General features: G+C 64.8%; 23 protein-coding genes. 11 read left to right on the top strand and 12 right to left on the bottom strand.

Features of this window, described 5'->3' with window-relative positions; all coding sequences use genetic code 11:
- Nucleotides 1-126 precede the first annotated feature (126 nt).
- A complete protein-coding gene (locus NDI85_RS17545; RefSeq protein ID WP_188997280.1) occupies nt 127-786 on the top strand; it encodes a helix-turn-helix domain-containing protein in 660 nt (219 codons plus the stop codon).
- A 27-nt stretch (nt 787-813) separates the two neighbouring features.
- Here the strand turns inward: NDI85_RS17545 and NDI85_RS17540 are convergent, their stop codons facing one another.
- Nucleotides 814-1,077 carry a hypothetical protein gene (locus tag NDI85_RS17540; protein ID WP_188997277.1) on the bottom strand — a complete coding sequence of 88 codons (264 nt, stop codon included), beginning with the start codon at nt 1,075-1,077 and terminating at the stop codon, nt 814-816.
- A 655-nt stretch (nt 1,078-1,732) separates the two neighbouring features.
- On the opposite strand from NDI85_RS17540, the gene NDI85_RS17535 reads away from it, so the two are divergent.
- Complete coding sequence (locus NDI85_RS17535; protein ID WP_188997274.1) at nt 1,733-2,236, top strand: dihydrofolate reductase; 504 nt, start codon at nt 1,733-1,735, stop codon at nt 2,234-2,236.
- A gap of 108 nt (nt 2,237-2,344) precedes the next feature.
- Nucleotides 2,345-3,730 carry an aminomethyl transferase family protein gene (locus NDI85_RS17530; RefSeq protein ID WP_188997272.1) on the top strand — a complete coding sequence of 462 codons (1,386 nt, stop codon included), beginning with the start codon at nt 2,345-2,347 and terminating at the stop codon, nt 3,728-3,730.
- A gap of 89 nt (nt 3,731-3,819) precedes the next feature.
- On the opposite strand, the gene NDI85_RS17525 is transcribed toward NDI85_RS17530, so the two are convergent.
- The 5 genes from NDI85_RS17525 to NDI85_RS17505 all read right to left on the bottom strand — a co-directional run bounded on the left by NDI85_RS17525 (nt 3,820) and on the right by NDI85_RS17505 (nt 9,226).
- Nucleotides 3,820-4,638: a universal stress protein gene (locus NDI85_RS17525; RefSeq protein WP_310916495.1), complete on the bottom strand. Its 819-nt coding sequence runs from the start codon at nt 4,636-4,638 to the stop codon at nt 3,820-3,822.
- Between the two features lie 92 nt (nt 4,639-4,730).
- Entirely contained in the window at nt 4,731-5,978 is a 1,248-nt protein-coding gene (glyA, locus tag NDI85_RS17520) for a serine hydroxymethyltransferase (protein WP_310916494.1), read from the bottom strand.
- Nucleotides 5,979-6,126: 148 nt separating this feature from the next.
- Complete coding sequence (locus tag NDI85_RS17515) at nt 6,127-6,987, bottom strand: methylenetetrahydrofolate reductase (protein ID WP_188997264.1); 861 nt, start codon at nt 6,985-6,987, stop codon at nt 6,127-6,129.
- A gap of 78 nt (nt 6,988-7,065) precedes the next feature.
- A complete protein-coding gene (locus NDI85_RS17510; RefSeq protein ID WP_310916493.1) occupies nt 7,066-8,130 on the bottom strand; it encodes a hypothetical protein in 1,065 nt (354 codons plus the stop codon).
- A gap of 139 nt (nt 8,131-8,269) precedes the next feature.
- Entirely contained in the window at nt 8,270-9,226 is a 957-nt protein-coding gene (locus tag NDI85_RS17505) for a succinylglutamate desuccinylase/aspartoacylase family protein (protein ID WP_310916492.1), read from the bottom strand.
- Nucleotides 9,227-9,301: 75 nt separating this feature from the next.
- Here NDI85_RS17505 and NDI85_RS17500 point away from each other — a divergent pair, with 75 nt between their 5' ends.
- Nucleotides 9,302-10,036 (top strand): creatininase family protein, encoded by a 735-nt coding sequence (locus NDI85_RS17500; protein WP_188997258.1) that lies wholly within the window; start codon nt 9,302-9,304, stop codon nt 10,034-10,036.
- 2 nt (nt 10,037-10,038) lie between these two features.
- On the opposite strand, the gene NDI85_RS17495 is transcribed toward NDI85_RS17500, so the two are convergent.
- Complete coding sequence (locus NDI85_RS17495) at nt 10,039-10,458, bottom strand: heme-binding protein (protein WP_310916491.1); 420 nt, start codon at nt 10,456-10,458, stop codon at nt 10,039-10,041.
- A 286-nt stretch (nt 10,459-10,744) separates the two neighbouring features.
- Here NDI85_RS17495 and NDI85_RS17490 point away from each other — a divergent pair, with 286 nt between their 5' ends.
- The 4 genes from NDI85_RS17490 (at nt 10,745) to NDI85_RS17475 (ending at nt 17,989) form a co-directional block, all read left to right on the top strand.
- Nucleotides 10,745-13,318: an FAD-dependent oxidoreductase gene (locus NDI85_RS17490; protein WP_310916490.1), complete on the top strand. Its 2,574-nt coding sequence runs from the start codon at nt 10,745-10,747 to the stop codon at nt 13,316-13,318.
- 215 nt (nt 13,319-13,533) lie between these two features.
- Complete coding sequence (locus NDI85_RS17485) at nt 13,534-16,086, top strand: FAD-dependent oxidoreductase (protein ID WP_310916489.1); 2,553 nt, start codon at nt 13,534-13,536, stop codon at nt 16,084-16,086.
- 61 nt (nt 16,087-16,147) lie between these two features.
- Nucleotides 16,148-17,395 carry a threonine ammonia-lyase gene (ilvA, locus tag NDI85_RS17480; RefSeq protein ID WP_310916488.1) on the top strand — a complete coding sequence of 416 codons (1,248 nt, stop codon included), beginning with the start codon at nt 16,148-16,150 and terminating at the stop codon, nt 17,393-17,395.
- 147 nt (nt 17,396-17,542) lie between these two features.
- Nucleotides 17,543-17,989 carry a universal stress protein gene (locus tag NDI85_RS17475; RefSeq protein WP_188997249.1) on the top strand — a complete coding sequence of 149 codons (447 nt, stop codon included), beginning with the start codon at nt 17,543-17,545 and terminating at the stop codon, nt 17,987-17,989.
- A 30-nt stretch (nt 17,990-18,019) separates the two neighbouring features.
- Here NDI85_RS17475 and NDI85_RS17470 read toward each other — a convergent pair whose 3' ends face one another.
- On the bottom strand, nt 18,020-18,181 hold the full coding sequence (locus NDI85_RS17470; protein ID WP_188997246.1) for a hypothetical protein: 162 nt from the start codon (nt 18,179-18,181) through the stop codon (nt 18,020-18,022).
- A gap of 55 nt (nt 18,182-18,236) precedes the next feature.
- Nucleotides 18,237-18,653 (bottom strand): hypothetical protein, encoded by a 417-nt coding sequence (locus NDI85_RS17465; RefSeq protein WP_310916487.1) that lies wholly within the window; start codon nt 18,651-18,653, stop codon nt 18,237-18,239.
- Nucleotides 18,654-19,099: 446 nt separating this feature from the next.
- On the opposite strand from NDI85_RS17465, the gene NDI85_RS17460 reads away from it, so the two are divergent.
- The gene (locus NDI85_RS17460; RefSeq protein ID WP_188997242.1) at nt 19,100-20,896 is read left to right on the top strand and encodes a BCCT family transporter; all 1,797 of its coding nucleotides are present in this window, start codon (nt 19,100-19,102) and stop codon (nt 20,894-20,896) included.
- Between the two features lie 169 nt (nt 20,897-21,065).
- On the top strand, nt 21,066-21,290 hold the full coding sequence (locus tag NDI85_RS17455; protein ID WP_188997805.1) for a hypothetical protein: 225 nt from the start codon (nt 21,066-21,068) through the stop codon (nt 21,288-21,290).
- Between the two features lie 64 nt (nt 21,291-21,354).
- Here NDI85_RS17455 and NDI85_RS17450 read toward each other — a convergent pair whose 3' ends face one another.
- The 3 genes from NDI85_RS17450 to folP form a co-directional block, all read right to left on the bottom strand.
- A complete protein-coding gene (locus NDI85_RS17450; protein ID WP_188997240.1) occupies nt 21,355-21,582 on the bottom strand; it encodes a hypothetical protein in 228 nt (75 codons plus the stop codon).
- Nucleotides 21,583-21,628: 46 nt separating this feature from the next.
- Nucleotides 21,629-22,219, bottom strand: coding sequence for a hypothetical protein (locus tag NDI85_RS17445; protein ID WP_188997238.1), 591 nt, complete (start codon nt 22,217-22,219; stop codon nt 21,629-21,631).
- Nucleotides 22,220-22,308: 89 nt separating this feature from the next.
- Nucleotides 22,309-24,696 (bottom strand): dihydropteroate synthase, encoded by a 2,388-nt coding sequence (gene folP / locus NDI85_RS17440; RefSeq protein ID WP_310916486.1) that lies wholly within the window; start codon nt 24,694-24,696, stop codon nt 22,309-22,311.
- Nucleotides 24,697-24,793: 97 nt separating this feature from the next.
- Between folP and NDI85_RS17435 the strand changes: the two genes are divergently transcribed.
- Nucleotides 24,794-25,993, top strand: a complete 1,200-nt coding sequence (locus tag NDI85_RS17435; protein WP_310916485.1) for a DHHA1 domain-containing protein — start codon at nt 24,794-24,796, stop codon at nt 25,991-25,993.
- The last annotated feature ends 12 nt before the right edge of the window (nt 25,994-26,005 follow it).

Raw genomic sequence — 26,005 nt, 5'->3', positions numbered from 1 at the left:
CATCTAAACATTATTGTACGACGATTGTGTAGGTTCAACGAACAGGGTACGACCGAACACACCGCCACACTGCGACCGCATCCGGGTCCGATCTGTGACGGTACCACAACGAGTCCTGTACGTTATATGTCGATTACAGCCAAAGTATACATCGAGCACGAACGACTCGCGCTTGTCCCAACGCTTCGGACCCTCGAAGACGTCGACATCCGGGTCATCACCCAGGGGAACACCGACCCGGGCTCGACCGTGTTCCCGTTTCTCATCGAGTACGACGACAGGGGCGAGTTAGAGGCGGCACTGGAGGAGGACCCGACGGTCGACAACTACGAACTCGTCGACTGGACCGACCGGACGGGCATCTACTACATCGAACACACCCCGGAGACGAAACTCATCAGCACCGTCGTGACCGACGTCAACGGGTTTCTGGTCCACACCGAGACGAAACGCCACGGGTGGCTCGTTCGCCTCCTCCTCCCCGACCGAGCGGCGTTAAACACGATCTGGGAGTACGCGAACGAGAACGACATCGCACTCGACATCATCGAGATATACGGCAACAGCGAGACGGGCGGCGAACCCTCGTACGGCCTGACCGCAGAGCAGCGAACGGCGTTGACGATAGCCTACGAGGAGGGGTACTTCGGCGAACCCCGCGACGTCTCGTTGAACGAGGTAGCCGAGGTGATCGGCCTCTCGTCGACGGCCATGAGCGGGCGTCTCCGTCGCGGGATGCGCAACCTCGTCGGGGCGACGCTCGTCGACGACGAGGCCGAGGAGTAACGCCACCGACCGATTCCTGCGGGGACGTTACTCCGACTCCTTCGACTGGTATACGGGCCTGAGCGACGTCGCGTCCTTGTCGTATCCGAGCCAGATGCTGAGGGCGCTGGCCACGAAGACGAGATAGACAGGGAACAAGACGAGTAACGTGTATCCCGCGATGACCGGCGTGATGGCGCCGAGACGATACAGTAACGCGACCGCAGTGAGTCCCACGACGGCACCGGCGACGATGCCGAGTCGAAACGCGTAGGCCGCGGCCGGACCCGGTCTGGTCCGAATCGCACTCATGTGGGCCGTTGCGGCTCCAATCCAATAAGTCGCGCGAGACAGAGGGTATCGATTGACACACACGTCGTGCTGGCAGACAGCAGCGCCTCGGCGGTGACGACGCTGTTCCCCAGCGTGTCATTCGAACAGCTCGTTGTGGCGGGCTCGGGGAGGGGATTCTATCATATAAGATTGCTTTTTATTCGATAGTCCCATAAGTATTCATATATGTATATTCGAGTTTCTGATTGCACGCCGCCTCACCGACTACACCGGTAATCGCTGGTCACCGTTGTGCGTCACACAGGCCGTACCGTGAATCTCACAACGACGACTCGAACTGTCGAGAGTGGACGTTATTGACATCTTTAGGCCTTAATTCGACGTTATCCAGTCACGAGATCGGCGGCGAAGCAGTCGAACTCCGTCACCATCTCGACGCGAGACGCGACCGACAGACCGGCCGTGGGAAGCGAATTCGGTCGAGCGACACCCGTAGTCCACGGCGAGCGCTCGCCAAAACAATAGTATATCCGATATAGCTATATTTCTGAAATGATTGCCACAAGCGTCGGTAGCGGCGATCGAGGACACCGGGTGTCCGAAACCGAGGCGTGCCGTCGGGACCGGTCGATGAGACAGGTTTTGTGTCCAGGCGTCCTCTTCGCCAAACGAGATGCGAATTGCACTCGTCGCTGCCGTCGCAGCCAACGGGGTCATCGGGTCCGACGGGCGCGTTCCGTGGGACTATCCGGCAGACCTGAACCACTTCAAGCGGACGACTGTCGGCCATCCGGTCATCATGGGCAGACGAACCTTCGACGACGTCTATCGGCAGTTGGGGACGGCGCTGCCAGAGCGTCGGAACATCGTCCTCACGCACCGTCCAGAGCGTCTGCCGGACGACGTCGTCACCGTCGAATCGACGGCAAAAGCGCTTCGCGCGGCCGAGACGACGGACGTCGAGACGGCGTACGTCGTCGGCGGTGGCACCGTCTACGAGCAGTTTCTCCCGTGTGCCGACGAACTGATTCTGACCGAACTGCAGACGGCCGTCGACGGTGACACGACCTTTCCGACAGTCGAGTGGGACCAGTGGCGTGAGACGGACCGTGACCGGCACGAGGCGTTCGATATCGTCTGGTACGAGCGCCGAGACGCGTCGTCCACCGGCCGGTAATCGTGGGCGGACGCCCGATATCTCTCCGTCCAGATTGCTACCGGTACATAAACGGCAGGGGTAATCAGCGTCATCTTTTATGAGAGTCTCTGATCTTTGTCCACAAGCATGTCCGGGAACGAAAGCCATCCCAATCACCCTAGTGTCGACCAGTCGGATCGGACGGTACCACGGAACTTGCGGCAGACGGGCGACCCCAACATCGAGATGTTGGTCTCCACGCGTGTGCGCAAGTCACCGTTCTTCCACAAGTCCTTCAACGAGGAGGGCGCGTGGCGGTGTACCGTCTACAACCGCATCTACCACCCGCGCGGCCTCGTCGAACCCGAAGACGGCGGTGCGATGAAGGAGTACGAGGCGCTCACCAACAGCGTGACGCTGTGGGACGTCGCCGTCGAGCGCCAGATTCGCGTCAAGGGCCCCGACGCCGAGGAACTGACGAACTACGTCGTCACACGCGACGTGACGAGCATGGACGCGATGGACGGGAAGTACGTCATCCTCTGCAACGAGGACGGTGGCGTTCTGAACGATCCCGTGTTGCTGCGTCCCGAAGAGGACGAGTTCTGGTTCTCTATCTCCGACTCGACCCTGATGCAGTGGCTCCAGGGAGTCAACGTCGATAACGACTTCGACGTCGAGATCGACGAGATCGACGTGGCCCCGATGCAGATTCAGGGCCCCAAATCCGAGGACGTCATGGTCGATGTCGTCGGTGACAAGGTCAAAGACGTCCCGTACTACGGGCTGATGGACGCCGAAATCAACGGCTGTGACGTCCTCATCAGTCAGACCGGGTTCTCCGGCGAGGCCGGCTTCGAGATCTACGTCAAGGACGCCTCGAAGAACGCCGAACGTGTCTGGGACCCCGTGATGGAGACAGTCAAGGACCACGGCGGCCGCCAGATCGCGCCGGGCCACCACCGCCGCATCGCGGCCGGTATCATGTCGTGGGGGCAGGACCTAGACCACGAGACGTCGCCGTTCCAGGTCAACCTCGGCTATCACGTGCCCGACGACAAGGACGCGGACTACATCGGCAAAGAAGAACTCGAGCGCCAGAAGGAACTCATCGAGAACGGCGAGTACCCGTTCGAGCACAAGCTCATCGGCCTGAAGATGGCCGGCGAACCGATTCGGGACTACGCCCCGGACTTCTGGCTGGTCTCCGACCCGGAGACGGGCGACGAGTGCGGTTACATCACCTCGCCGTGGTGGAACCCGGACCTCGAGACGAACATCGCCATGGGATTCGTGCCGGCCGACAAACTGCAGGAAGTCACCGACACGCCGCTCAACGACGAGATCTACGACGAAGAACTCGACCTCGAGTTCCGAGTCCACCTGCCCGACGAGTACGCCGAAGAGTCCGGTGAGCCGGTGTTCGCAACGGTCGCGAAGGTGCCGTTCAAGGAGTCCGTCAACCCAAGCGCTCGCGAACAGGCGAAACTCAACGCGCGCAAGGAAGCCGAAGCAGAGTCCAGCGACGACTGATCGGCGCCACCCTGTCGCTCATACCACATACCATCACGCCGCTTTTTTGTGCTGACCACCGTCTCGCCGTCAGTGTCACTGCCGAGGTGCTACCCCGTAATCGTGACCGGGCGGTCCGACGACAGCAGGATATCCTGTGCGGTGCTGCCCATGACGACCTTCTGCACGCCGGTTCGCCTGCGGCCGCCCATCACGATGCTGCTCGCGTCGACGTCGTCAGCGGTGGCGAGAATCTTTCTGGCGACTTCGCCGCCGACCGTGACCCGTTCGACCGCGACGTCCCTGTCTTCGAGGAACTCCGCAGCGGCGACGGCCGCTCCGATTTCTCCGAAGTCGTGGGGCGGCGCACCGGCGTAATCCTGATGCGGGTACACGTACAGCACTGTCGCGGTGACGCTCTCTGGGACCCCGGGTAACTGAGCGACGTACTCCGCCTGATTCAGGGCGCGTTCGCGGCGCTTGTCGACCGGAACCAGGACGTGTCTGTCGCCCTCCCCAAACACCATCCCGGTGCCGGTAATCGTGACCGGGCGCTCAGTCGAAACGAACACGTCGTGGACGGTGCTGCCGAGCAGAACGTTCGCCACGCCGGAACGCTTCCGTCCACCCATGACGATTTCCTGACTGTCGAGTTCGTCCGCAGTGTCGACGATGGCCGCCGGAACGCTGCCGTCCGCTACGCGACGGGTTACGGTGACGTCGGCCGCCGTCAGGTGCTCTGCGGCTGCGACGGCGGCGTCCACCGCTTCGAACGAGGCAGTATCTGCTCGCGTTACTTCGCCGGGAGAGACGACGTGCAAGACTGTCGCCTCGACGTCCGTCGTCGCGTCCGCGAGGGACGCCACGTATCTCGCCTGATGGAGCGCTCGGTTCTCGTCCTCGTCGACCGGAATGAGGGTACTGTACATCCCACGCTACACTCGTGTGCGACGACAAATATAGACTCGCCAACAAATCGAGGAGCGGGGGCGACCAGAGTGGTGAGTCCCCGGTCAGCCGCTCAGTCGTAGAGGGTGTACTCGTCGGTCAGGTCGTCGACTCGCTGGCTGACCTCGGCGACGACGGCCTCGTCGTGGGGGGCGTCCACGATTTCGTAGATGAGGTCCGCGACTTCGCAGCACGCTTCTTCACCGAACCCGCGAGTCGTGAGGGCGGGCGTGCCGGCGCGGATGCCCGAGGGGTTGAACGCGGAGCGCGTCTCGCCGGGGACGGTGTTGGCGTTGAGGACGATGCCGGCTTCTTCGAGGCTCTCCTCGACTTCCTTGCCCGTGGTGTCCGGATGCGAGGGGCGGAGGTCGACCAGCACGAGGTGGTTGTCCGTGCCGCCGGAGACGAGGTCGAGGCCGTGGTCCTGTAACCGCTCGCCGAGCGCTTTCGCGTTGGTGACGGTCTGTTCGGCGTATCGCTCGAAGGCCGGATCGAGCGCTTCGCCGAAGCCGACGGCCTTGCCGGCGACGTTGTGCATCGCCGGACCGCCCTGCGAACCCGGGAAGACGGCGCTGTCGACGTCGTCGGCGTGTTCGTCGCCGCACATGATGACGCCGCCACGGCCCGCGCGGATGGTCTTGTGCGTCGACCCGGTGACGAAGTCGGCGACGCCGACCGGCGACTCGTGGACGCCCGCGGCGACCAGCCCGGTGATGTGGGCGATGTCGGCGAGGTGGTAGGCGTCGACGGCGTCGGCCGTCGCCTGAATCCGTTCGAAGTCGACTTCGCGCGGGTACGCGGAGTAGCCCGAGACGACGATGTCCGGGTCGAAGGACTCGGCCGTCTCGCGGAGGCCCTCGTAGTCGACGTAGCCGCTCTCCTCGTCGACCTCGTACTGCTCGACTTCGTAGACCTGTCCGGCGAAGTTCGCCGGGTGGCCGTGTGAGAGGTGGCCACCGTGGGTCAAATCCAGCGAGAGAATCTTGTCACCGGGGTCCAGAGCAGCGAGGTACACGCCCATGTTTGCCTGCGAGCCAGAGTGTGGCTGGACGTTGACGTGGTCGGCACCCCACAGTTCCTTCGCGCGGTCGATGGCCAACTGCTCGACGTCGTCGGCGTACTCACAGCCGCCGTAGTAGCGCTCGTCGGGGTAGCCCTCGGCGTAGTTGTTCGTGAGTTCCGAGCTCTGGGCCTCCATGACGGCCTCGGAGACGTGGTTCTCGCTCGCTATCATCGCCAGCGTGTCGTTCTGTCGCTCTCGCTCACCTTCGAGGGCGTCTGCGACGGCCGGGTCCGTCGCTCTGACGGTTTCGTACGTCATGGTCGAGGACAGGAGCTAGAGCGGCAATAAACTGGCTCCCGACAGAACGTGTCTGGCGAGTGAGTGGACGTGTCTGGCCCCGCCGACGTGTCGCACTGACTACGGTTCGAGGGGGACGGCTGGGTGAGAATACGGCGTGTCGCTGGGCCTACTTTTCGAGGCGCTCGTACCGCCACGACATCGTATCGGGCGTCTGGTTGAACGTGTATATGTGGACGCCGCTGATGTTGTACTCCTCGTCGTCGACGTAGGGGGCGAGGCCGTCGATGAGGTCGTCGGGCTTGTAGGTCCCGCGGGACCCGACGAGCTGCCGGATGAAGCCGACGACGCCAGTGGTCTTCCGGAGGAACTTGATCGAGTCGCCGACGCCGACCTTCTGGGAGATCTGGAGCAATCGCTTGTACTTCATCACGCCGGGGATGCCGATTTCGACCGGGAGGGTGACGCCACGTTCGCGAATCTCCTCGATCCACTCGAGCACCGTCTCCGGGTCGTAGCAGAGTTGCGTGACGATGTACGTCGCGTAGGGCGCTTTCTGCTCCATGGACTCCGCCAGCGTCTCGTCGTCGATGAAGTCGTGGCCCTCGGGATAGCCGGTGATGCCGACCTCCTCGAAGGAGTACTCCATCCCGTCGAGCGTCGAGAGGAGGTCGTACGCCGACTCGAACTCCCCCTCCGGTTCGTCCCGGTCGCCGCCCGGAACGAAGATGTCGGTGATGCCGGCCTCTGTGAGTCGCCGGGCGATGTCCGCTAGGTGTTCCCGGTCACGGACGTAGCGGGCCGCGATGTGTGGAACGACCTCGAACCCCTGTTCGACGGCCTCCTCGGTCCGTTCGAGCGTCGCCTCGATACCCAACTGCGGCGAGGTAGTGATAGCGATGGTCGCACCGTCGGGCAGGTGCGTTATCTCCTCCTCGAAGCTCTCGAACGGCATCAGTTCGAACCGTGCGTTCGTGAGGAGGTTCTCGACCCCGTCCTGCGGCGTCATGGTACGACTTCGCAACGACATTACGTATCGGTAGGATGTGTGGAGGACACTTTTGTTTGTGGGTGGGTCACAGAACCCCTTTAAATTGCCAGCGGGGAGTCACGCTGGGCCGGGGGCGCACTCCCGGATGCGCGTGGCGACTTGCTCGTAGGACGCCGTCTGTTCCGGGTTGTCGGACAACTGCCGCATGACGAGGTCCAGCAGATTGAGTTCTTCGAGCAGTTCCTGTGTCTGCTGGCGTTCGAGGTCGAGGTGTCGCTGGACCTCGTAGACGGTCACCGAGTCGACGACGGCGTCGGCGACGTCCGCCAGATGGACACTCTCCGGAAGGCCGAGGCCGTCGGTGACGAGTTGCTCGTCCGGGATCGTCTCCATCGGATCGTCGGGCGCCGTGGGTGCCGCCGGAGTCGGCTCGGCGCTCGTCGCCGCGTCCGCGCGTCCCTCCCCAGCCCGCCCCGTATCTGAGTTGGTCGAGGTGTCGTAGGACGTCGGGTCGTGGACATCTGCCTCGATCATGTAGCGTCGGACCGTCTCGGAGGAGACGTCCATCTCGATTCGCTCGCTCATCTCGGTGAAGTTCTCGCAGGCGTCATAGAGACGCTTGAGGTACGCCGTGTCCTCGTAGGGCGGGACGTCGTCGTCACGGATCGCCGCGAGTTCGTCCGCCAGTGACGCGTCCTCGCTGTCCGCTGGCGGTGCGGACGGTTCGGGCGACGCCCCGTCTACGTCTGTCGGTTCCGTGGCCGACTGCGCCGTCGTCCGAGAGTCGGTGGCGGCGTCCTCGCCGACTGCGGCACGCTCCGTCCCGTCTGCAGACGGGTCGACGGTGAGTTCGACGCCGAGGACGATGCCGCCGTCTTCGACGCGGACGGCCTCCTCGTTGACCGAGATGGACGCCGCAGTCGTCGGTGGGAGCGCGGCGAGGGCGGAGGTCGAGAACTCCACCCGTAGCCCACCGCTGTCGGTCAGTGTCGCCGTCTCCGGGGTGAGGTCGGAGTGGACGCCGTCGCCAGACGCGGCACAGAGCGACACCGGGACCGCCATGGAGACCTGCAGCGACCCGCCGTCGCTCGCCGTCGCTTCGACGTGTCGGACGGTCCGACCACGCGACTCGTACTGTTCGACGATCTGGGAGAGGACGTCGAAGGCGGTCTGTAGTCCCATGTTATTGAGTATCTATGACACATCACGGAGCATAACAGTGTGTCAGTAATAACCAACCCATTTAAATCCCCGAATACGGCGGCGGTACCGAGACTGCACCCGACAGATACGGCTGACCGGCTGTCGACTGCGACGCCAGTCACACCGGCGTCGCGATGCCGGCGATTCGCTCGCCAGCGACGACCACGGCCTCACGGGCCAGCGAGTAGGCGACGCCACCGTCGTCGGCGGTGGCCGTCTGGAGTCGTTCGAACGTCGAGGGGGAGTAGACGGCGCCGAGCGTCTCTCCCGCCTCTACGTGGTCGCCGACGCCGAGGTCCGGGCGCAGTTCGAACAGGCCCGACTCCGCCGCCACGGTGGTGGCACCGTCGTTCCGGAGGCGCGTCTGGTCGGGCGGTCGGGCCGGGTCGTCCGGGAGGACGCCCAGTTCGCGGAGGACGTTCTCGACGCCGACGACGCCGGTGTCGATAGCCGAGTGCGTGACCGTCCTGCTGTTCGAGAGTTCGACGGTTATCGCCGGGACGTCCGCGCGTGCGGCGGCCGTCCGGAACGTCCCCCTGAAGTCGTCGTCTGCCGGTGCCTCGTCGCTGTCGACGACGAGGTACTCCGTCCCGAACGCCCTCGCCAGCGTCCGGGCCCCGCCCTCGCCGTCTTGATACCGGACGTGTTCGAGCATGTCCGCGGTGCCGGTGTGTAAGTCGACGGCGGCGTCGGCGTCGGTCACGAGGTCCCACAACCGGGCGGCCAGTCGCTCTTGCAGGCTGCCGGCCTCGTCACCGGGCCAGACGCGGTTCAGGTTCGGGTTCATCACGTCGTACTCCGCGGGAGTCATGTACGAGCGGTGGTCGAACGCCAGCGGGTTCACCACCGGAACGACGACGACGGTCCCAGCGATTTCGGCGTCGATCAATCGCCCGTGGAGACGGCGCAACGCCGCCGGGCCGTTGAGTTCGATGCCGTGCTGGGCCCCTTGCACGTAGACGGCCGGGCCGGGGCCACCAACGTACCGGTGGACAGTCACCGACACGTCGCTGCCCGACGGGAGACGACCGAGACAACGGTCACTCGTCGTATGCGTCACAGACTCGTACTCCATACGTCGCCACTGCGGCGCGAGCGTAAAAAGCACCGGGAGTAGGGGCTTTATTCGAGTTCGCACAGAGGTGCGCGTATGCACATCGAATCCGAGACGTGGACCGACGCCGAACAGACAGAGACGAATCTGGCACTGCTCCCGGTCGGGAGCACGGAGCAACACGGCCCGCACGCGCCGCTGGGGACGGACACGCTCAACGCGGAGGCGGTGGCCGAACGCGCCGCCGACGAGTACGACGGCGAAGTGGTCGTCGCGCCCGCGGTTCCGGTCGGCGTCGCCGAGGAACACCGGGCCTTCAGCGGGACGCTCTGGACCTCCGAGTCCACGTTCCGGGACTACGTCAGAGACGTCGTGGGGAGTCTGGCCCACCACGGCTGGGACCGCGTCGTCCTCGTCAACGGTCACGGCGGCAACATCGCGGCCCTCCGGGAGGTCGCCGGCCGGATTTCGAGACACGACGAGGCGTACGCCGTCCCGTTCACGTGGTTCGACGAAGTGGGCGAGCACAGTTCCGACATGGGTCACGGCGGTCCGCTGGAGACGGCCCTCCTCCAGCACGCGAACCCCGAGACGGTCCACGAGGACCGCCTCGACTCGGCGGCGGAGAACGGGAGCGAACGCTGGGGCGACTGGCAGGGTCGCGTCAACCTCGCGTTCGACGCCGACGAGTTCACCGAAAACGGCGTGGTCGGCGACCCGCGCGAGGGGAGCGCCGAACTGGGTGAGACACTGCTGACCGCGGCCGCGGACGCCCTCGTGGACCTGCTCGACGCCGTTGCAGCGCGTCAGCCGGGTCCGCGGGACGACTAGCGTTACTCCGTGAGTTCGTTCCAGCGTTCGACGCCCGCTTCCGCGACGTCTCGGTCCTGTGAGACGGCCCCGCCAGAGACGCCGATAGTGCCGACGATGTCGCCGTCGCGTTCGAGCGGGTAGCCGCCGCCGAAGATGACGATACGTCCCTCGTCGGTGGTCTGGAGTCCGTACAGGGAGTTTCCGGGCTCCGACGGTTCGGCGAGTTCGTGTGTCGGCGTCTCCAGTGCAGCGGACGTGTACGCCTTGTTTCGCGAGATGCTCACCGACGCGAGCCACGCGCCGTCCATCCGGTGCTGGGCGACGAGGTTCCCCTCGCTGTTGGCCACCGTGATGACCATCGGGTTCGCTATTTCCTCTGCCTTCGCTTCTGCCGCCGCTATCAGTTCTGTCGCTGTCTCCAGCGAGATGGAGTCGACCATGCAACTGAGAGCGCACTCGAGAGAGGGAAAAGGGTTGTCACCACCCGCGGAGCGAGCCCACGGAGAAGGCCGACCATTCGGCTGTTTCATGCCGTCTAGGGTCCGTATACTCGAATATCTGGGAGCCGTCGGTCGGGTGGACTGAATCGACACTACCCTCTATTTCACAGTACTATCATTGTGAAATTCGGAAGCTCTACCAGACAGCAAAGTGACTGGTTGAAAACCGCCGAGAGGACAGGGGATAACTATATTTGGCCGCCAGAATCACCTACGAATCAGATTTATGGAGACGACAGACAGCCTGCCGACCGAGGCTGGCACCGTCATCGTCGGTGCCGGTATCGTCGGCTGCAATCTGGCGTATCAGCTCACGGAACTCGGCCGCGACGACGTCGTCGTCGTCGACCAAGGGCCCATGCCGACGACGGGCGGGTCCTCGACGCACGCGCCGGGTATCATGTTCCAGACCGCCGAACCGAAGGTCCTCAGCCAGTTCGCGGACTACAGCCGTCGCCTGTACGCCGAACTCGAAGGCGCGGACGGCCAGCAGGCCTACAACGAGGTGGGCGGCATCGAAGTCGCCCGAAGCGAGGAGCGCATGGACTTCCTCCAACGCCGCGTCGAACACGCGAAGGCGTGGGGCATCGACGACCCGCAACTCCTCTCGCCGGAGGAAGTCACCGACCATCTACCGCTCGTCGACGCCGACCAGATACTCGGCGGGTACTACTCGCCGACGGACGGACAGGTGTCGGGCGTCGTGGCCTGTGACGCGCTCGCTCGGGAAGCGATGGACAACGGTGCGCGGTTCGTCCCGCACACCCGTACGGAGAACGTGGTGACGGACGGCGACTCCATCGAGGGCGTCGTCACCGAACACGGCACCATCGACTGTGAGGAAGTCGTCGTCGCGACGAACATCTGGGCCCGCCAACTCGGTGAGAAACTCGACGTCCACCTGCCGGTGACGCCCGTCGAGCACCAGTACACCATGACGGAGTCGCTCGACGAACTCGCAGACAGCGCCGTGGACATCACGGACCACCCGCTGTTCGAGAACTACGAGAACGTCTCCGGCGAGAAGGCAAAGCGACTGCTCGTCGGCCCCGACAGACCGATTCTCCGGGACCAGGACAACGCGATGTACTACCGGAACCACGGGGACGCCTACGGCATCGGCTCGTACAACCACGAGCCAATCGTTCCGGACCCGCAGGAACTGGGTGGGAACGACCCGGACGGTGAACAGGGCTCTGTCCACGAGTTCACCGACTACCACATGAACACGGCGACCCACCCGGACCGCCCGGACAAGGCGCCGCGACAGGCCAGCGACGAACTCATCCCGGCCACGAAGGACAAGAAACTCGAACACAAGTACAACGGGATGTTCGCCGAGTCACCCAACGGCCTCCCCGTCATGGGGCCGGTACAGGAGTACGACGGCCTCTGGACGGCGGCAGCCATCTGGGTCACCCACGCCGGCGGTGCCGGGAAGGCGCTGGCCGAGTGGATGGAGAACGGCGTCCCGCGACTCCCCGAAGGCCCGATAGACCTCGCGCACTGCGACGTCAACCGCTTCGACGAACACGAGGGCAGTTGGGATTTCGCCCGCGACATCGGCGGCGAGGAGTACCGCATCGTCTACAACATCATGCATCCGAAGTGGGTGTGGACGGACAAACAGCGCGACATCCGGCGGACGCCGATGTACCACTCCCACGAGGCGTGGGACGCAGAGATGTGGGCCGAGGCCGGGTGGGAGGCCCCGCAGTGGTTCGACGCCAACGCCGACCTGCTGGCGGAGTACGGCGACCGGATTCCCGACCGCGAGGGCTGGGAAGGGAAGTACTACTCGCCCATCGAGGGCGCCGAGGCGCTACACGTCCGCGAGAACGTCGGCCTGCACGACATGACCTCCTTCAACAAGATGGAGGTCGTCGGCGAGGACGCCGGCGAGTTCGTTCAGTACCTCTGTACGAACGATATGGACATCGACGTGGGCGACGTGAAGTACACGCTCATGTGCAACGAGGGCGGCGGCGTCCGCGCCGACATCACCGTCACGCGCACGGACGAGGACCGCTACCTCTTGCTGACGACGGGCCGCGAAGTCGGGAACAACCACGTCGCGTGGGTCCGCGAGCAGTCGCCCGAAGGCGTCCTCGTCAACGACGTCACCTCGAACCTCGCCGCGATGGTGTGTACCGGCCCGAACGCCCGGAAGGTGCTCTCGAAAGTCACCGACGTCGACCTCTCGGACGACGCCTTCCCGTTCTTTACGAGCCAGCAGTTCTTCGTCAAGAACGTCCCCGTGACCGCGCTCCGGGTGTCCTACGCCGGCGAACTCGGCTGGGAACTGTACACGCCCGCCGAGTACGGGGAGCGCCTCTGGGAGCACGTTCTGGAGGCCGGCGAGGAGTACGACATACGGCCCTACGGGAACGGCGCACTCGACGCCCTGCGCATCGAGAAAGGGTTCCGCCTGTGGGGCGAAGACCTCCACACCGAACACAACCCCTACGAGGCGGGCCTCGGCTGGGCCGTCGACCTCGAAACCGACTTCATCGGCAAGGAGGCCGTCGCCGCGGCCGCCGACGGCGACAACATCGACCACGAGGTCGCCTGTCTGACGCTGGACGACCCCGAGGCGGTAGTCCTCGACGACCGGCCAGTGCTGGACGGGGACGAGGTGCTCGGGTACCTCCACAGCGCAGAGTACGGGTACACCGAAGGAGCCTGCGTCGCCTACACGTACCTCCCACCGGAGTACGCCGAACCCGGTACCGAGGTTGAGATTCTCTACGAGGGCGAGCGCTACGACGCGACGGTCCGCGAGGAACCGCTCGTCTCCTGACGTTCGCCGCGCGTCCATCCGATCGTGTCGCGTTCCTGTCACGCTGTGGTTCGAGAGACACACGCCGTCTTCTACCGTGTGTCCGCCAACTGCCGCAGAAACCGAATGTCCCATTTTCGGACCACTCAGGCACTCTCCACAGACATCCTCAGATACCCCATCCGAACCCGTCGGTGTATTTAAGATAGTGACAGAAGGACCTCGATACGAGATACATGAGCACAGAGGCTCCCCCATCACAGGCGGACACCGTCATCATCGGTGCCGGTGCCGTCGGGTGTAGTGTCGCGTACCATCTGACGGAACTCGGCGCGGAGGACGTAACGGTCATCGACCAAGGCCCGCTGCCGGTCACGGGCGGGTCGTCCGTCCACGCGCCCGGCATCATGTTCCAGACGTCGCCGTCGAAGATTCAGACGAAGGCGGCCCACTACACGAGTCGGTTGCTCTCTGACGCCGGCGTCTACGACGAAGTGGGCGGTATCGAACTCGCCCGGAGCGAGGACCGGATGGACTTCCTCCGTCGTCGGAAGGAGTGGGCGACTTCCTACGGGTTGCCCGAACCTGAACTCCTCTCGCCGGAGGAGGTCACCGACCACCTGCCGATGGTCGACGAGGACGAGATTCTCGGCGGCTACTACTCCCCGACGGACGGCCGCGTCGACGGCATCGCGGCCCTCCAGTGGTACATCGGCGAATCGTCTGCGGACTTCTACGGCAGCACCGAAGTGACCGACCTCGACGTCTCCGGCGGCGAGATTCAGGCCGTCGAGACAGACAAGGGGCGCATCGAGTGCGGGCGCTGTGTCATCGCGACGAACAACTGGGGCTACCAGACCGGGCAGTTGGCCGGTCTGGACCTGCCTATCGCGCCCGTCGAACACCAGTACGTCGTCACCGAACCGATGTCGGAACTGGCCGACGCCGGTTCCTCCGTCGGCGACAACACGACCGGACTGGACGTGCCGGGCGAACGCTCCATCGCGGAGTACATGAGCGAAGGGCCACACCAACCGGTCGGTCGCGATCAGGACCACTCGCTGTACTTCCGAACCCACGGCGATTCGCTGGGGATGGGGTCGTACAACCACGAGACGCTCTCGGTCGACCCGGAGGCGATGGGAAAGAACTCCGAGGAGCGACAGGCCTCCGTTCGCGGGTTCACCGAGGAACACTGGACGGAGCCGACCCACCGCAATCGCGACAAGTCCGCGAAGCAGGCCTTCGACGAACTGCTCCCGGCGACACGAGACGTGGACTACGAGGTCACGGAGAACGGCATCTTCGTGTTCACGCCCGACGGGATGCCCGCAGTCGGTGAGACAGCGCAGGTGGACAACCTATGGACGGCGCTCGCCATCTGGTGGACCCACTCCGGCGGGTACGGCCGCATCCTCGCGGAGTGGATGGAGAACGGGACGCCCCGCCTCCCGTCCGGTCCCGTCGACACCGGCGGCATCCACGTCCGGCGGTTCGAACCCCACGCGGGCGAGAAGGACTACTTCGTCGACCGGGGCGCGAAGCGCTACGAGCAGGTGTACAGCATCGTCGAACCACGCTGGCAACCAGACGACCACCGCCGCCTGCGAACCAGTCCGTTCTACCATCAGGAGAAGGAACTGGGTGCGGAGTTCTACCAGAGCGGTGGCTGGGAGTCGCCACAGTACTACGAGTCCAACGCGGACCTCGTGGACCGCTACGAGGACCAGATTTCCGAACAGGACGGCTGGCAGGGCATCAATCGCTCGCAAATCGAAGCCGCCGAACACCTCCACACCCGCGAGAACGTGTCGATGTTCGACATGACCTCGTTCAGTTCCATCATGGTCTCCGGCGAGGGGAGTCAAGGGTTCCTCCAGCGAGTGTGCAGCAACGACGTGGACATCGACGTCGGACAGGTCCGCTACTCGCTGCTGCTGAACGAGGGCGGCGGCATCCTCGCGGACGTCACCGTCGTCCGCCTCGACGACGAGGAGTACATGGTCACTACCGGCGGCGGCAACTCGCCGGGCATCCACGGTGGGTGGCTCGAAGACCACGCACCCGAGACGGTGTCGGTCAACATCGAGGAAGGTGCGAAGTCCACAATCGGCCTCTGGGGGCCCAAATCGCGCCTCCTGCTCCAGCGGTGTACGGACGCCGACGTGACCGACGACGGCTTTCCGTACTTCCGCGCGAAGCAGATGTACGTCGACGAGGTGCCAGTCGTCGCCCTGCGCGTCTCCTACGTGGGTGAACTCGGCTGGGAACTGTGGACGCCGACGGAGTACGGCCAGCGCCTCTGGGAGACGCTCTGGGAGGCCGGACAGGACCTCGACGTCCGGCCGATGGGCGGCGGCGCTCTCAGTTCGATGCGACTGGAGAAGGGGTTCAGGCTCTGGGGCACGGACATCGATACCGACTCGAACCCGTTCGAGGCCGGGTTGCCCTTCGCCGTCGACATGGATACCGACTTCATCGGGAAGGAGGCACTCGAATCGGCGAAAGCCGACGGCATCGACAACCGCATCACGCCGCTCACACTCGACGGCTCGTCGGACATCATGCTCTCGGGACGTCCCGTCCTGAAGGACGGCGAGGCCATCGGCTACGTGCAGGCCGGCGACTACGGCTACAGCATCGGCGAGTCCATCGCCTACACGTACGTCCCGAGCGAGTACGCCGATGCAGGCACGTCGGTCCAGATCCAGTGCGAGGGCGAGACCTACGACGCGACGGTCCGAGACGAACCGCTGTTCGACCCCGGCCGGGAGAAGCTACTCCGATGAGCCGTCGCCGGCATCGCTCGACGACCGACCGGGGGTAAGTCCCGGCACCGACAATCCACTCATGACAACGACAGAATCCGCGGAACTGCCCGTCACCTACGCCGACATCGAACGGGCGCGTGAACGCCTCGACGACGACACCGTCGTCAAGAAGACGCCGGTCGAACGCAGTTCGTCGCTCGACGAGTTCGTCGGCGGCGAGGTGTACCTGAAGATGGAACACCTCCAGTGGACGGGGTCGTTCAAGACCAGAGGCGCGTACAACAAGATCTCACAGGACGTCGAAGCGGGCGTCGACGAGTTCGTCGCCGCCAGCGCGGGCAACCACGCCCAAGGCGTCGCCCTCGCCGCGACGAAGTGCGGAGCAGACTCGACCATCTTCATGCCGGTCAACGCCCCGCAGGCGAAAGTCGACGCGACCCGAGGGTACGGCGCGACGGTCGAACTCGTCGGCAAGGACTTTCAGGAGACCATGGCCCACGCGAAGTCCGAAGTCGAGGAGACGGACGCCGCGTTCGTCCACGCCTACGACGATACGGACATCATCGCCGGGCAGGGGACGCTGGGCGCCGAGATGTACCACGACTGTCCCGACGTGGACACCGTAGTCGTCCCTATCGGCGGCGGCGGCCTCATCAGCGGCGTCTCGACGGCCATCAAGCACCTCTCGCCGGAGACGCGCGTCGTCGGCGTGCAGGCGACCGGAGCGGAGACCGTCCACGAGAGCCTCGACAAGGGGATGCCCGTGACGCTCGACGAAGTCGACACTATCGCCGACGGCATCGCGACCGGCGGCATCTCCGAGACGACGCTGCGCATCATCGAGCAGAACGTCGACGACGTGGTGACCGTCACCGACACCGAGATCGCCCGGGCCATCCTCCTGTTGATGGAGCGCGCCAAACAGGTCGTCGAGGGCGCGGCCGCCGCCTCCGTCGCCGCCATCCTGAGCGACGATCTGGACGTCACCGACGAGACGGTGATGCCCCTGCTCTGTGGCGGGAACCTCGACATGACGCAACTCCGGACGGTGCTCATCCACGCGCTCACCGAGCGCCGCCAGCTCATGCGGTTGCGGGTGCGCATCGACGACCGACCGGGCGTCATGGAGGACATCTCCGGGACCATCGCGGACCAAGGCGCGAACATCCACGACGTGCGCCACGAGCGCTCCGTCGAGGACTTAGACGTCGGCGAGGCCTATCTGGTGTTCAACGTCGAGACGAGCGGACAGGAACACGCCGACGCCATCGTCGAGGCCATCCGCGAGACCGGCTACCCCGTCGAGGACATTGCCAGGACTGTCTGAGTGATAGGTAGCACGTCCTCCCGTAGTTAGTCGGGGCTAGAGGGGGCCTGAGAGCCGGTTTCCCGACCCGCGTGTTGATCGAATAGTGATAGTTCACGGGGGAAATTATTTCTGCGCAGTCGTGGAAGTACGACTGTATTGTAGCGTATGTACGAGCACATATTGATTCCGTACGACGGAAGCGCAGAATCGAAGAAGGGCGCGACACACGGTATCGAACTCGCTGCCGAACTCGGGTCGACCGTCCACGCGCTCTACGTCATGGACCTTCCCGGCGTTCCTCGGGCGATGTCGATACGGGACGACGAGGAGAGCGTCCGGGAAGAGTACGAAACGTACGGGCAGGAGACCCTAGACGAGATAGCGGAGGTGGCAGCGGAGTACGGCGTCGAGTGCGAACGAGCGCTTCGGACAGGCACGCCCAGTGAGGAGATCGTCGACTACGCCGAGGAGGAAGGCCTCGACGTCATCGTGATGGGGTCGGCGTATCGCGGGAAGATAGGAACCATCCTCGGGGGGACGACGGACAAGGTGGTCCGGACCGCGACGGTTCCGGTCATCACACAGCGGATGGAGATGGACGAACTGTCGTGACCACGGCGACGCCGCTCGATGGTCCGGCACTCAGGTGTCGACGAGTCGCGTCTCGCGGAGGTAGATGACCAGACTCGCACACAGGAAGCTAAATCCCGCCACCTGCAAGTCGCCGTTCGACATCGCGAGCAGCGCCGTCCCTATCAACAGGACGGCGAGACCCGCCGCGACGGTCCCTAACAGGTTCTCCATGCGGACAGGACGGTCGGCTGATAAATAAAGCCACCCCGACACCGAGCGGCCGGCCTCAGTACGAGTGTCTGAACTCCCAGTGATAGCGGCAGCCGTGACACGTCGCCCACTCGGGCACGTCGAGGGCGTGTGGGTGACGCTGACCGTGTTCCATCCGGTTGCCACAGACCGGACAGACCAGATACTGCAACGCCAGTTCGGGAAAGTCCTCGTGGGAAAATTCGGCGACACACCGGGAACAGTCGATGTCGTCCCGTGCGTCGCGTTGGTCGATGTCTGCCCCACAGCGGGGACACCGCACCACCGCCGGAGGGCGACGGCCCCACCCCACGTCGCCGTCGATAGTAGTCGTGTGTGTCTCCGGACTCGAAAGCCGGAAGTGGTCCGACTCCGGGTCGGCCCTGAGCGGTTCGAGGACCGCCTCGACGGCCTTTCCGAGCCGAGCAAACACGACCTTCAGGAATTCTATCATTATTGGTTATTGTAGACTCGCCGTCTTAATTCGCACTGGTCACCGGATTCCGACGCTGGTCGTGCGAAGACGGTCACCGGTACGCGCAGCGACGGTCGAACGAAAACCACCGTGCTGCCCCGGTGTCTGCTCGGATAGCGTCCTCGGAGACGGAGGTTAGTAGGTCCTTACCCGCAGTATACAGGCGAAGTTTTAATATAGTCCAATCGCACCTTCGGGTTGAGGTAGTGTAGCACACCACAGTGGCTCGGACACCGACGGCCAAACTGGCGGTGCGACTCGTCGTACCGCGTACACTGGCCCGGTGAACGACTCAGGTTCGTCCGGGAAGGACTTCGGCCACGTGCCAGAACGACACGGAGAATCGGGCGAAAAACGACCCGAAACGACGGGAACATCGAGAATGAAACCACGGACAACGCGGATACACACGACGGGGGTAACGCATGTCAGAGAGTGACGAGACGACTGGCCAGATGTCTGACGGGCTGCAGGTGGAGCTGTTCCATCCGGAGTCCGACCGAGAACCCGGCGACACCAACATCCGGCGGCTGGGCTTTGACGTTCATCCGATCGTCTTCCCGATATCGCTGGTCATAATCGTCGCCTTCGTCGCGGCGACCATCGCCCTCGGCGATCAGGCGTCGACGGTGTACACGGACGTCTTCAACTTCATCAACGGAACGTTCGGGTGGTTCTACATCCTGGCGGTGAACCTGTTTATCGTCACGATACTGTACTTCGCCGTCAGTAAGTACGGGAACATCAGAATCGGCGGCGTAGAGGCCGAAAAGGAGTTCAGCGATTTCTCGTGGATGGCGATGCTGTTCAGCGCGGGCATGGGTATCGGACTCATGTTCTTCAGCGTGGCCGAGCCGATGTGGCACTTCGGTTCCGGCGCATCGGAGTTCATGGTCGTCCCGCCCACGTTCGGTGCAGAGGGCGGCACGGCCGGGGCCGCAAGCGCCGCGATGGCACAGACGTTCTTCCACTGGGGCTTTCACCCGTGGGCCATCTACGGACTGGTCGGCCTCGGACTGGCCTTCTTCTCGTTCAACCGGGGGCTCCCGCTGACGTTCCGGTCGATTTTCTGGCCCCTGCTGGGTGAGCGAATCTACGGCTGGCCCGGCCACGTCATCGACCTCGTGACCGTCTTCGCGACGCTGTTCGGCCTGTCGACGTCGCTGGGGCTCGGGGTCGCACAGATCAACACCGGTCTGTCCTACGTCGGGGGTGACATCCTCGGTCTCGTGAACGTGCCGACCGGGACGGTGCCACAGGTCATCCTCATCGCGGTTATCACCGGCATCGCGACGGCCTCCGTCGCCGCAGGGCTGGAAGGCGGCGTCAAACGGCTGAGCACCTTCAACCTCTACCTGATGTTCACTATGCTGGCGTTCCTGCTCGTCGTCGGCCCGACGGTGTACATCTTCGGGACGTTCGCCGACGGACTCGGTGCGTACCTCGGTAACTTCCTGTCGCTGTCGTTTTTCACCGGCACCATCGGTGGCTCGGCGGCACTGGGCGGCTACACCGTCAAGAGTTGGATGGGGAGCTGGACCGTGTTCTACTGGGGTTGGTGGATCGCGTGGTCGCCGTTCGTCGGGATGTTCATCGCGCGCATCTCGAAGGGACGGACCGTACGAGAGTTCGTATTGGGCGTGCTGTTCCTCCCAGCCATGTTCTCGTTCCTCTGGCTGGCGACGTTCGGCGGGTCGGCCCTCTGGGTCCAACTCGTCGGCAGCGGTGGCATCGCTTCGGCCGTCGCGAATCAGGGACAGACGGTCGCGATGTTCGCCATGTTGAGCAAGTTCCCGCTTGGGGCCGTCACGGGCCTGCTCGCGACCCTGCTCGTGGTGACGTTCTTCGTCACGTCCTCTGACTCGGGGTCGCTGGTCGTCGACCACCTGACCTCGGGCGGCAAACACGACGTGCCGAAGGTCCAGCGGGTCTTCTGGGCGATCACCGAGGGTGCTGTCGCCGCGAGTCTGCTCGTCGGTGGCGGCCTCGGCGCCCTGCAGACGGCCGCAATCACGACCGGGTTGCCGTTCGCGGTCATCCTGTGTCTGATGTGTTATACGGTCTATCTGGGACTGGACAACGAGTACGAGATTCTGGAGTCCGAACAGTTCCAGGAGCGCATCCAGGACATGACCGCCGAAGAAGACGTCGACGTCACGAAAACCGGTAGCGACGTGGTGACGGACGTAACCGGCAACCCCGACGCCGAAGGAAGCGACTGATCCGTCCTGGCGGTTTTTCTCGGTTTCGCGACGACGGTGAGGGCCGTACCCCGAAAGCAGCGGCAGCACCGTGCCGACGACACCGAGAGTTCTGTACGCAGTCATTGCAACGCGAGAATAAAACAGCGACAGTGTGACATCCCACGATCGACCAGCCACAGTTGAACGGGTGTCGTATATCGTCGCAGGATCGACCACCGGGCCCCGAAACTCCTCGACACTCGCGCTGGGCATGCTCGCGACCGGCGGCAAGCAACACCCCTCGACGGTCAATCGGGTCATCTGGGGCGGTCTGATGGGCGGTCCGTCCCTGCTCATCGTCGGCGGGGGTATCAGCGCTCCGCTCGACGGCGAGCGCCGAGGGCGACTGATACTGGTGGCTGTAACAAACTGAAGTACTTCGCCACCCCGGGGTGGCGAATATCGTTACGAACTTACAGCCATCAGTATGAGGGCCCTCAATAGAACTTCCAGTCGTCTTCGTCGGACCCTCGCGTGACGCCGTCCTCCTCTTCGGCCTCCTCCGTCTCGTCGGGCCAGCGGATGCCGTCGCCAGCGAGGCTCTTGTAGGCGAACCCACCGAAGGCGACCAGCAACAGGAGGAGAACGAGAGCGCCGACAGCCCCGACGAGTTGAGCCGCTATCTCGACGAATCCCGAATCGAACGGTAGCTGAAGCGGTTCCATGCTGACCGCTATGGACCGCACACGTTTGTGCGTTGGCAGACCGACGCTATGCGGATTTCGCGGGGCGGGCACTGCCGTGGACCCACTCTCGTGCGGACCCGCCGATGCCGACGGCAGCGATGGCAAGCCACACCACGAGGCTCACCACGACTGGCAGGACAAACCACGCGATGGCGCTGACGGCGCCGACGCCGACCAGCCCGATCCACGGGTCTCGCCCGCCGACGGCCTCGGTCACCCAGACGCCGACGACGGCGAAGCCGAAACCGCCCAGCGTGAGTACGGCGACACCGAGGACGACGGTACCGATGACGCCCACTGCCGTCGCGCCGACGCCGAGGTTCGCGAGTTGGCTGAGCGCGTACGCCACGAAGAACGTGACGACACCGAAGGCCATCAAGCCGTACAGGGCGGCGACGAGCGGCCGTCGACGCGACGACTCGACGGCCGCCTCGATGCGGCCGCCGTCCCGATAGATGACGGCGCCGCCGAACAGCACCGTCAGGAAGAACGACGCCGCGGCCCGAAACGTCGGGGATGCGTCGGTGACCGTCGTCGGGTCGAACGCCTGCAGGGAGAGCGTCGAGAACGGCCCGAGAACCGCCGCCGCGACGACTGCCACGTCTGCTGCTAGCATGCTACGCAGTTTCTCGACGGGATGTGAAAAACTGTCGGTCGGCATCGTCCGCTGCGGTAGCCGTGTCTCCGTCGCCAGCGGTGGGTCGGTTACACGTCGTCCGCTTCCGAAACCGTTCGCACCGCCGCCGCGTTCTCGCTGACGTCGTGAACCCGAACCACGTCGGCGCTCCGTTCGGCCGCCATGGTCGTTACGGCGATGGTCGGCGGGAGACGGTCCCCGCTCCGACAGCCGACTCGCTCGAACATCGACTTCCGGGAGTGGCCGACCATCACGGGACAGCCGAGCGCTCGTAGCTCCGCGAGGCGGTCGACCAGCGCGAACGACTCGGCCGCGTCCTTGCCGAACCCACAACCCGGGTCGACGATAATCTGCTCCCGGTCGATACCCGCCTGTTCGGCGAGCAACACCTGCTCGCGGAGGTCGGAAACGACGTCTGTAACCACGTCGTCGTACGTCGTCGTCCGGTCCGGGTCGACGGGTGCCGAGAGGCTGTGCATGAGGATCAGCGAGGCGCCGTGGTCGGCGACGACGAACCGCATCTCGGGGTCCGACAGTCCCGACACGTCGTTGACGATGTCGGCACCGGCGGCCAGTGCGGCGTCCGCGACGGCGGCTTTCCGGGTGTCGACAGAGACGGGTACCTCTAGCGACGAGAGCGCCTCGATTATCGGGACCACCCGGTCGATTTCCTCGCTCACGGAGACCGGGTCGGCGCCGGGACGAGTACTCTCCCCACCGACGTCGACGATGTCCGCGCCGGCCGCGACCATCTCCTCGGCGCGCTCGACCGCCGCGTCGAGACGGTTGTACTCGCCACCGTCGTGGAAGCTATCGGGCGTGACGTTCAGGATACCCATCACCGCCGTCCCCTCGGTATCGACCGCCTCGGCCGACGGTGGTCCGTCCAGCACCGTCTGGAGTTGCTCGGCGAGACGGCCGAGGCCGTGACCCGCGTCTTCGAGGGCGCTCGTGAGGGTACGCAGTTGTGCGGGTGTCCCCGAGAGGGTCGTCGAGACCAGTTTCTCTGGCGCTTCGCGTTCGGTGTGTACACACGTGCCGCCGATGGCCGCTAGGCGCTCGTCGACTACCGCCGCCTGTTCGGGTCGAAGTGTCGTCGAGAGCACGCGACTGTCGACGCCGTCGGCGGTCGTCCCTCCGTCGGCTCTGGCCGTCGGCGTCACCGAACTCGACGCCCCGGCGTCTTTGGGGACCACGCTCCGCGTCCAGCGGTCCCGTGCCTCCGCGACGGCGTACAGTGACCCGGCGACGAGGACACAGTCGGACTCGTCGGCGGCGGCTAGCGCTCGCTCCGTCGCCTCGGGGACGGGCTCGATACGCTGGACGGTCTCGGCGTGACCGTCGAGGGCGTCGGCGAGCGTCTCGACAGTCGCCGCGCGGTCGACATCCGGCCGTGTCGCGTACGCAGTGTCGACCCGCGGTAGTTCGGCGACCATACCGTCGATGTCCTTCCCACCCATCGCCGCGAAGACGAGGTGTAGGTCGTCGTAGTCGTATCGCGAGAGCAAGTCGGAGAGCGTCGCTACTGCGCCGGGATTGTGCGACCCGTCGAGGACGACCAGCGGTTCCGTCGAGCGGACTTCGAACCGGCCGGGCCACGTCGCCTTTCGCAACCCGTGTGCTATCGTCCGTTCGGTTACCGACGCGACCTGTCTCGCGAGCGTCGCGGCGACGCCCGCGTTCGTCGCCTGATGCTGGCCTAACAGTTTGAGGTTCGTCTCGACGGCCCACTCCGACCCGGTTATCGAGACGTGATTCTCGACGGCGGAAGACATCCCGTCCTCGACGGCAGAAACGTCGGCCTCGTCTCCGCCGACCTGTATCACGTCCGACTCCGTCCGAATGGCGTCGAGCGCCGCACCGTCGGCACCGGTTACCAGCGGTGCGTCCGCGGGCGCGACCTGTGCCTTGTCGCGAGCGATCTCCTCGACGGTGTCACCGAGCAGGTCGGTGTGTTCCAAACTGACGCTCGTGACGGCGCTCGCGACCGGGTCGACGGCGCTGGTCGCGTCGTACCGGCCGCCGATGCCGACTTCGAGGACGGCGACGTCCACGTCCTCGGCGCCGAAGTGGTACAGCGCGAGGGCAGTGAGGACTTCGAAGTGCGTGGGCATGTCGTCGTCCGCTCGCAACCGCTCGATACAGGGGTCGATTCGCTCGACGAACTCCGTGACCCGCGCTTTGGGGACCTTGCGGCCGTTGACCGTCACTTGCTCGCGAAAGTCGTTCAGGGCCGGCGACGTGAACAGCCCTACGTCCAGACCGGCAGTTCGGAGGACGCTCTCCAGCATGCGGGCCGTACTACCCTTGCCGTTCGACCCGGCAATCTGGACGCAGTCGAGGGACGCCTGCGGCGTCCCGAGGTGCGAGAGCATCCGCGCCGTCGTCTCCGTCCCGAGTTTGGGCCGACGGCGCTGTAGTGACTGCAGGTAGTCGGCTGACTCGTGGTACTCCATAGCACATATGGTCGGCTTCGGCCTGATTAAGCTATCGCCGTCCGACGGAGCGGCCTCGAACACGTGATTTATTGGCACGGCCCGCGAGGCGACGGGCATGACCGTGGAAGCGACAGCCAACCTCGCCAGCGACCAGCCATACGTGACGTCGTTCGACGCGACAGTCCGTTCCGTCGACGGCCGCGACGTGACGCTGAACAGGACGTACTTCTACGCCGAAGGGGGTGGCCAACCGGCCGACGAGGGCACACTCGCCGGCGTCGACGTCGTCGACGTCCAGCAACGCGACGGTGAAACGGTCCATACACTCGCTGAGACACCCGAAATCGAAGTCGGCGAGACGACAAGCGGCGAGATAGACGAGCAGTTCCGGACGTACAGCATGCGGGCCCACACCGCGAGTCACGTGGTCTACGGCGTCGGCCGGCAACTGTTCGACAGTCACGGCTACGGCGGGTTCGACATCGGTGAGGACACCGTCCGCCTCGACTTCGACGCCGACGCGGACGCCGACGAAGTAAACGCCCTCACGTTCCAGCGCATGGCCAACGAGGCCGTCTGGGACAGTCGGTCGGTGGAGTGGTACGAGATGGACGTCGAGGAGGCACGCGCGGACGACGACATCGTGTTCAACCTCGGCGACGCCGACCCGGCGGACGGCGTCCGCATCGTCGAAATCGACGGCTGGGACGTCTCGGCCTGTGGTGGCACGCACGTTCGGAACACGAACGAAATCGGACCCATCGAGGTCGTCGACGTCTCGAACCCGGGTGCAGACCTCGTCCGCGTCGAGTACGCCGTCGGACCGTCGGCGATACAGCGCCAGATAGACCGACGACGGAGCGCGTCCCGTGCCGCCGATACACTCGATACGAGCGTCGAGGACCTCGCACAGCGGGCACAGGGGCTGTTGGAGGAGAAGAAGTCGCTACAGGCCGACAGCGAGGACCTCCGCGAGCGCCTGCTGGACGCGCGCATCTCGTCGCTGGCGGCCGACACGACGGCCAGAGACGGAGCGGCGTGGTTGGTCGGCACCGTCGACGGCGTCGGTCCCAACACCGTCGCCGACCGCGTGGGAGCGCTGGACGACGACGTAGCGGACGTGGTCGTCCTCGTCGGACGAGACGGGGCGACGTTCGTCGTCGTCGGCACGGACGGCGAGACGGACGCGAACGACGTTATCGACGACGTGACCGGCGAGTTCGGCGGAGGCGGCGGCGGCCAACCGACGCTCGCACAGGGCGGCGGCCTCGGCGCCGACCCCGAGACGGTCGTCGAGTATCTGCGCGGCGAGTAACGCGGGGTCCAG

Origin of the sequence: Haloarcula sp. S1AR25-4, from assembly GCF_031624555.1 — an archaeon.
GTDB classification, from domain to species: domain Archaea; phylum Halobacteriota; class Halobacteria; order Halobacteriales; family Haloarculaceae; genus Haloarcula; species Haloarcula pellucida.
This window is presented reverse-complemented; position numbering and strand designations above follow the sequence as displayed.

What these genes read in the sequence shown, in the direction of transcription:
- NDI85_RS17470 (WP_188997246.1), bottom strand. Translation starts at nt 18,181, where the DNA reads ATGGAGAACCTGTTAGGGACCGTCGCGGCGGGTCTCGCCGTCCTGTTG.
- glyA (WP_310916494.1), bottom strand. Translation starts at nt 5,978, where the DNA reads ATGACGTACGAAACCGTCAGAGCGACGGACCCGGCCGTCGCAGACGCC.
- NDI85_RS17460 (WP_188997242.1), top strand. Translation starts at nt 19,100, where the DNA reads ATGTCAGAGAGTGACGAGACGACTGGCCAGATGTCTGACGGGCTGCAG.
- NDI85_RS17545 (WP_188997280.1), top strand. Translation starts at nt 127, where the DNA reads ATGTCGATTACAGCCAAAGTATACATCGAGCACGAACGACTCGCGCTT.
- NDI85_RS17490 (WP_310916490.1), top strand. Translation starts at nt 10,745, where the DNA reads ATGGAGACGACAGACAGCCTGCCGACCGAGGCTGGCACCGTCATCGTC.
- NDI85_RS17465 (WP_310916487.1), bottom strand. Translation starts at nt 18,653, where the DNA reads ATGATAGAATTCCTGAAGGTCGTGTTTGCTCGGCTCGGAAAGGCCGTC.
- NDI85_RS17450 (WP_188997240.1), bottom strand. Translation starts at nt 21,582, where the DNA reads ATGGAACCGCTTCAGCTACCGTTCGATTCGGGATTCGTCGAGATAGCG.
- NDI85_RS17525 (WP_310916495.1), bottom strand. Translation starts at nt 4,638, where the DNA reads ATGTACAGTACCCTCATTCCGGTCGACGAGGACGAGAACCGAGCGCTC.
- NDI85_RS17445 (WP_188997238.1), bottom strand. Translation starts at nt 22,219, where the DNA reads ATGCTAGCAGCAGACGTGGCAGTCGTCGCGGCGGCGGTTCTCGGGCCG.
- NDI85_RS17475 (WP_188997249.1), top strand. Translation starts at nt 17,543, where the DNA reads ATGTACGAGCACATATTGATTCCGTACGACGGAAGCGCAGAATCGAAG.
- NDI85_RS17515 (WP_188997264.1), bottom strand. Translation starts at nt 6,987, where the DNA reads ATGTCGTTGCGAAGTCGTACCATGACGCCGCAGGACGGGGTCGAGAAC.
- ilvA (WP_310916488.1), top strand. Translation starts at nt 16,148, where the DNA reads ATGACAACGACAGAATCCGCGGAACTGCCCGTCACCTACGCCGACATC.
- NDI85_RS17485 (WP_310916489.1), top strand. Translation starts at nt 13,534, where the DNA reads ATGAGCACAGAGGCTCCCCCATCACAGGCGGACACCGTCATCATCGGT.
- NDI85_RS17435 (WP_310916485.1), top strand. Translation starts at nt 24,794, where the DNA reads ATGACCGTGGAAGCGACAGCCAACCTCGCCAGCGACCAGCCATACGTG.
- NDI85_RS17535 (WP_188997274.1), top strand. Translation starts at nt 1,733, where the DNA reads ATGCGAATTGCACTCGTCGCTGCCGTCGCAGCCAACGGGGTCATCGGG.
- NDI85_RS17505 (WP_310916492.1), bottom strand. Translation starts at nt 9,226, where the DNA reads ATGGAGTACGAGTCTGTGACGCATACGACGAGTGACCGTTGTCTCGGT.
- folP (WP_310916486.1), bottom strand. Translation starts at nt 24,696, where the DNA reads ATGGAGTACCACGAGTCAGCCGACTACCTGCAGTCACTACAGCGCCGT.
- NDI85_RS17530 (WP_188997272.1), top strand. Translation starts at nt 2,345, where the DNA reads ATGTCCGGGAACGAAAGCCATCCCAATCACCCTAGTGTCGACCAGTCG.
- NDI85_RS17540 (WP_188997277.1), bottom strand. Translation starts at nt 1,077, where the DNA reads ATGAGTGCGATTCGGACCAGACCGGGTCCGGCCGCGGCCTACGCGTTT.
- NDI85_RS17510 (WP_310916493.1), bottom strand. Translation starts at nt 8,130, where the DNA reads ATGGGACTACAGACCGCCTTCGACGTCCTCTCCCAGATCGTCGAACAG.
- NDI85_RS17500 (WP_188997258.1), top strand. Translation starts at nt 9,302, where the DNA reads ATGCACATCGAATCCGAGACGTGGACCGACGCCGAACAGACAGAGACG.
- NDI85_RS17495 (WP_310916491.1), bottom strand. Translation starts at nt 10,458, where the DNA reads ATGGTCGACTCCATCTCGCTGGAGACAGCGACAGAACTGATAGCGGCG.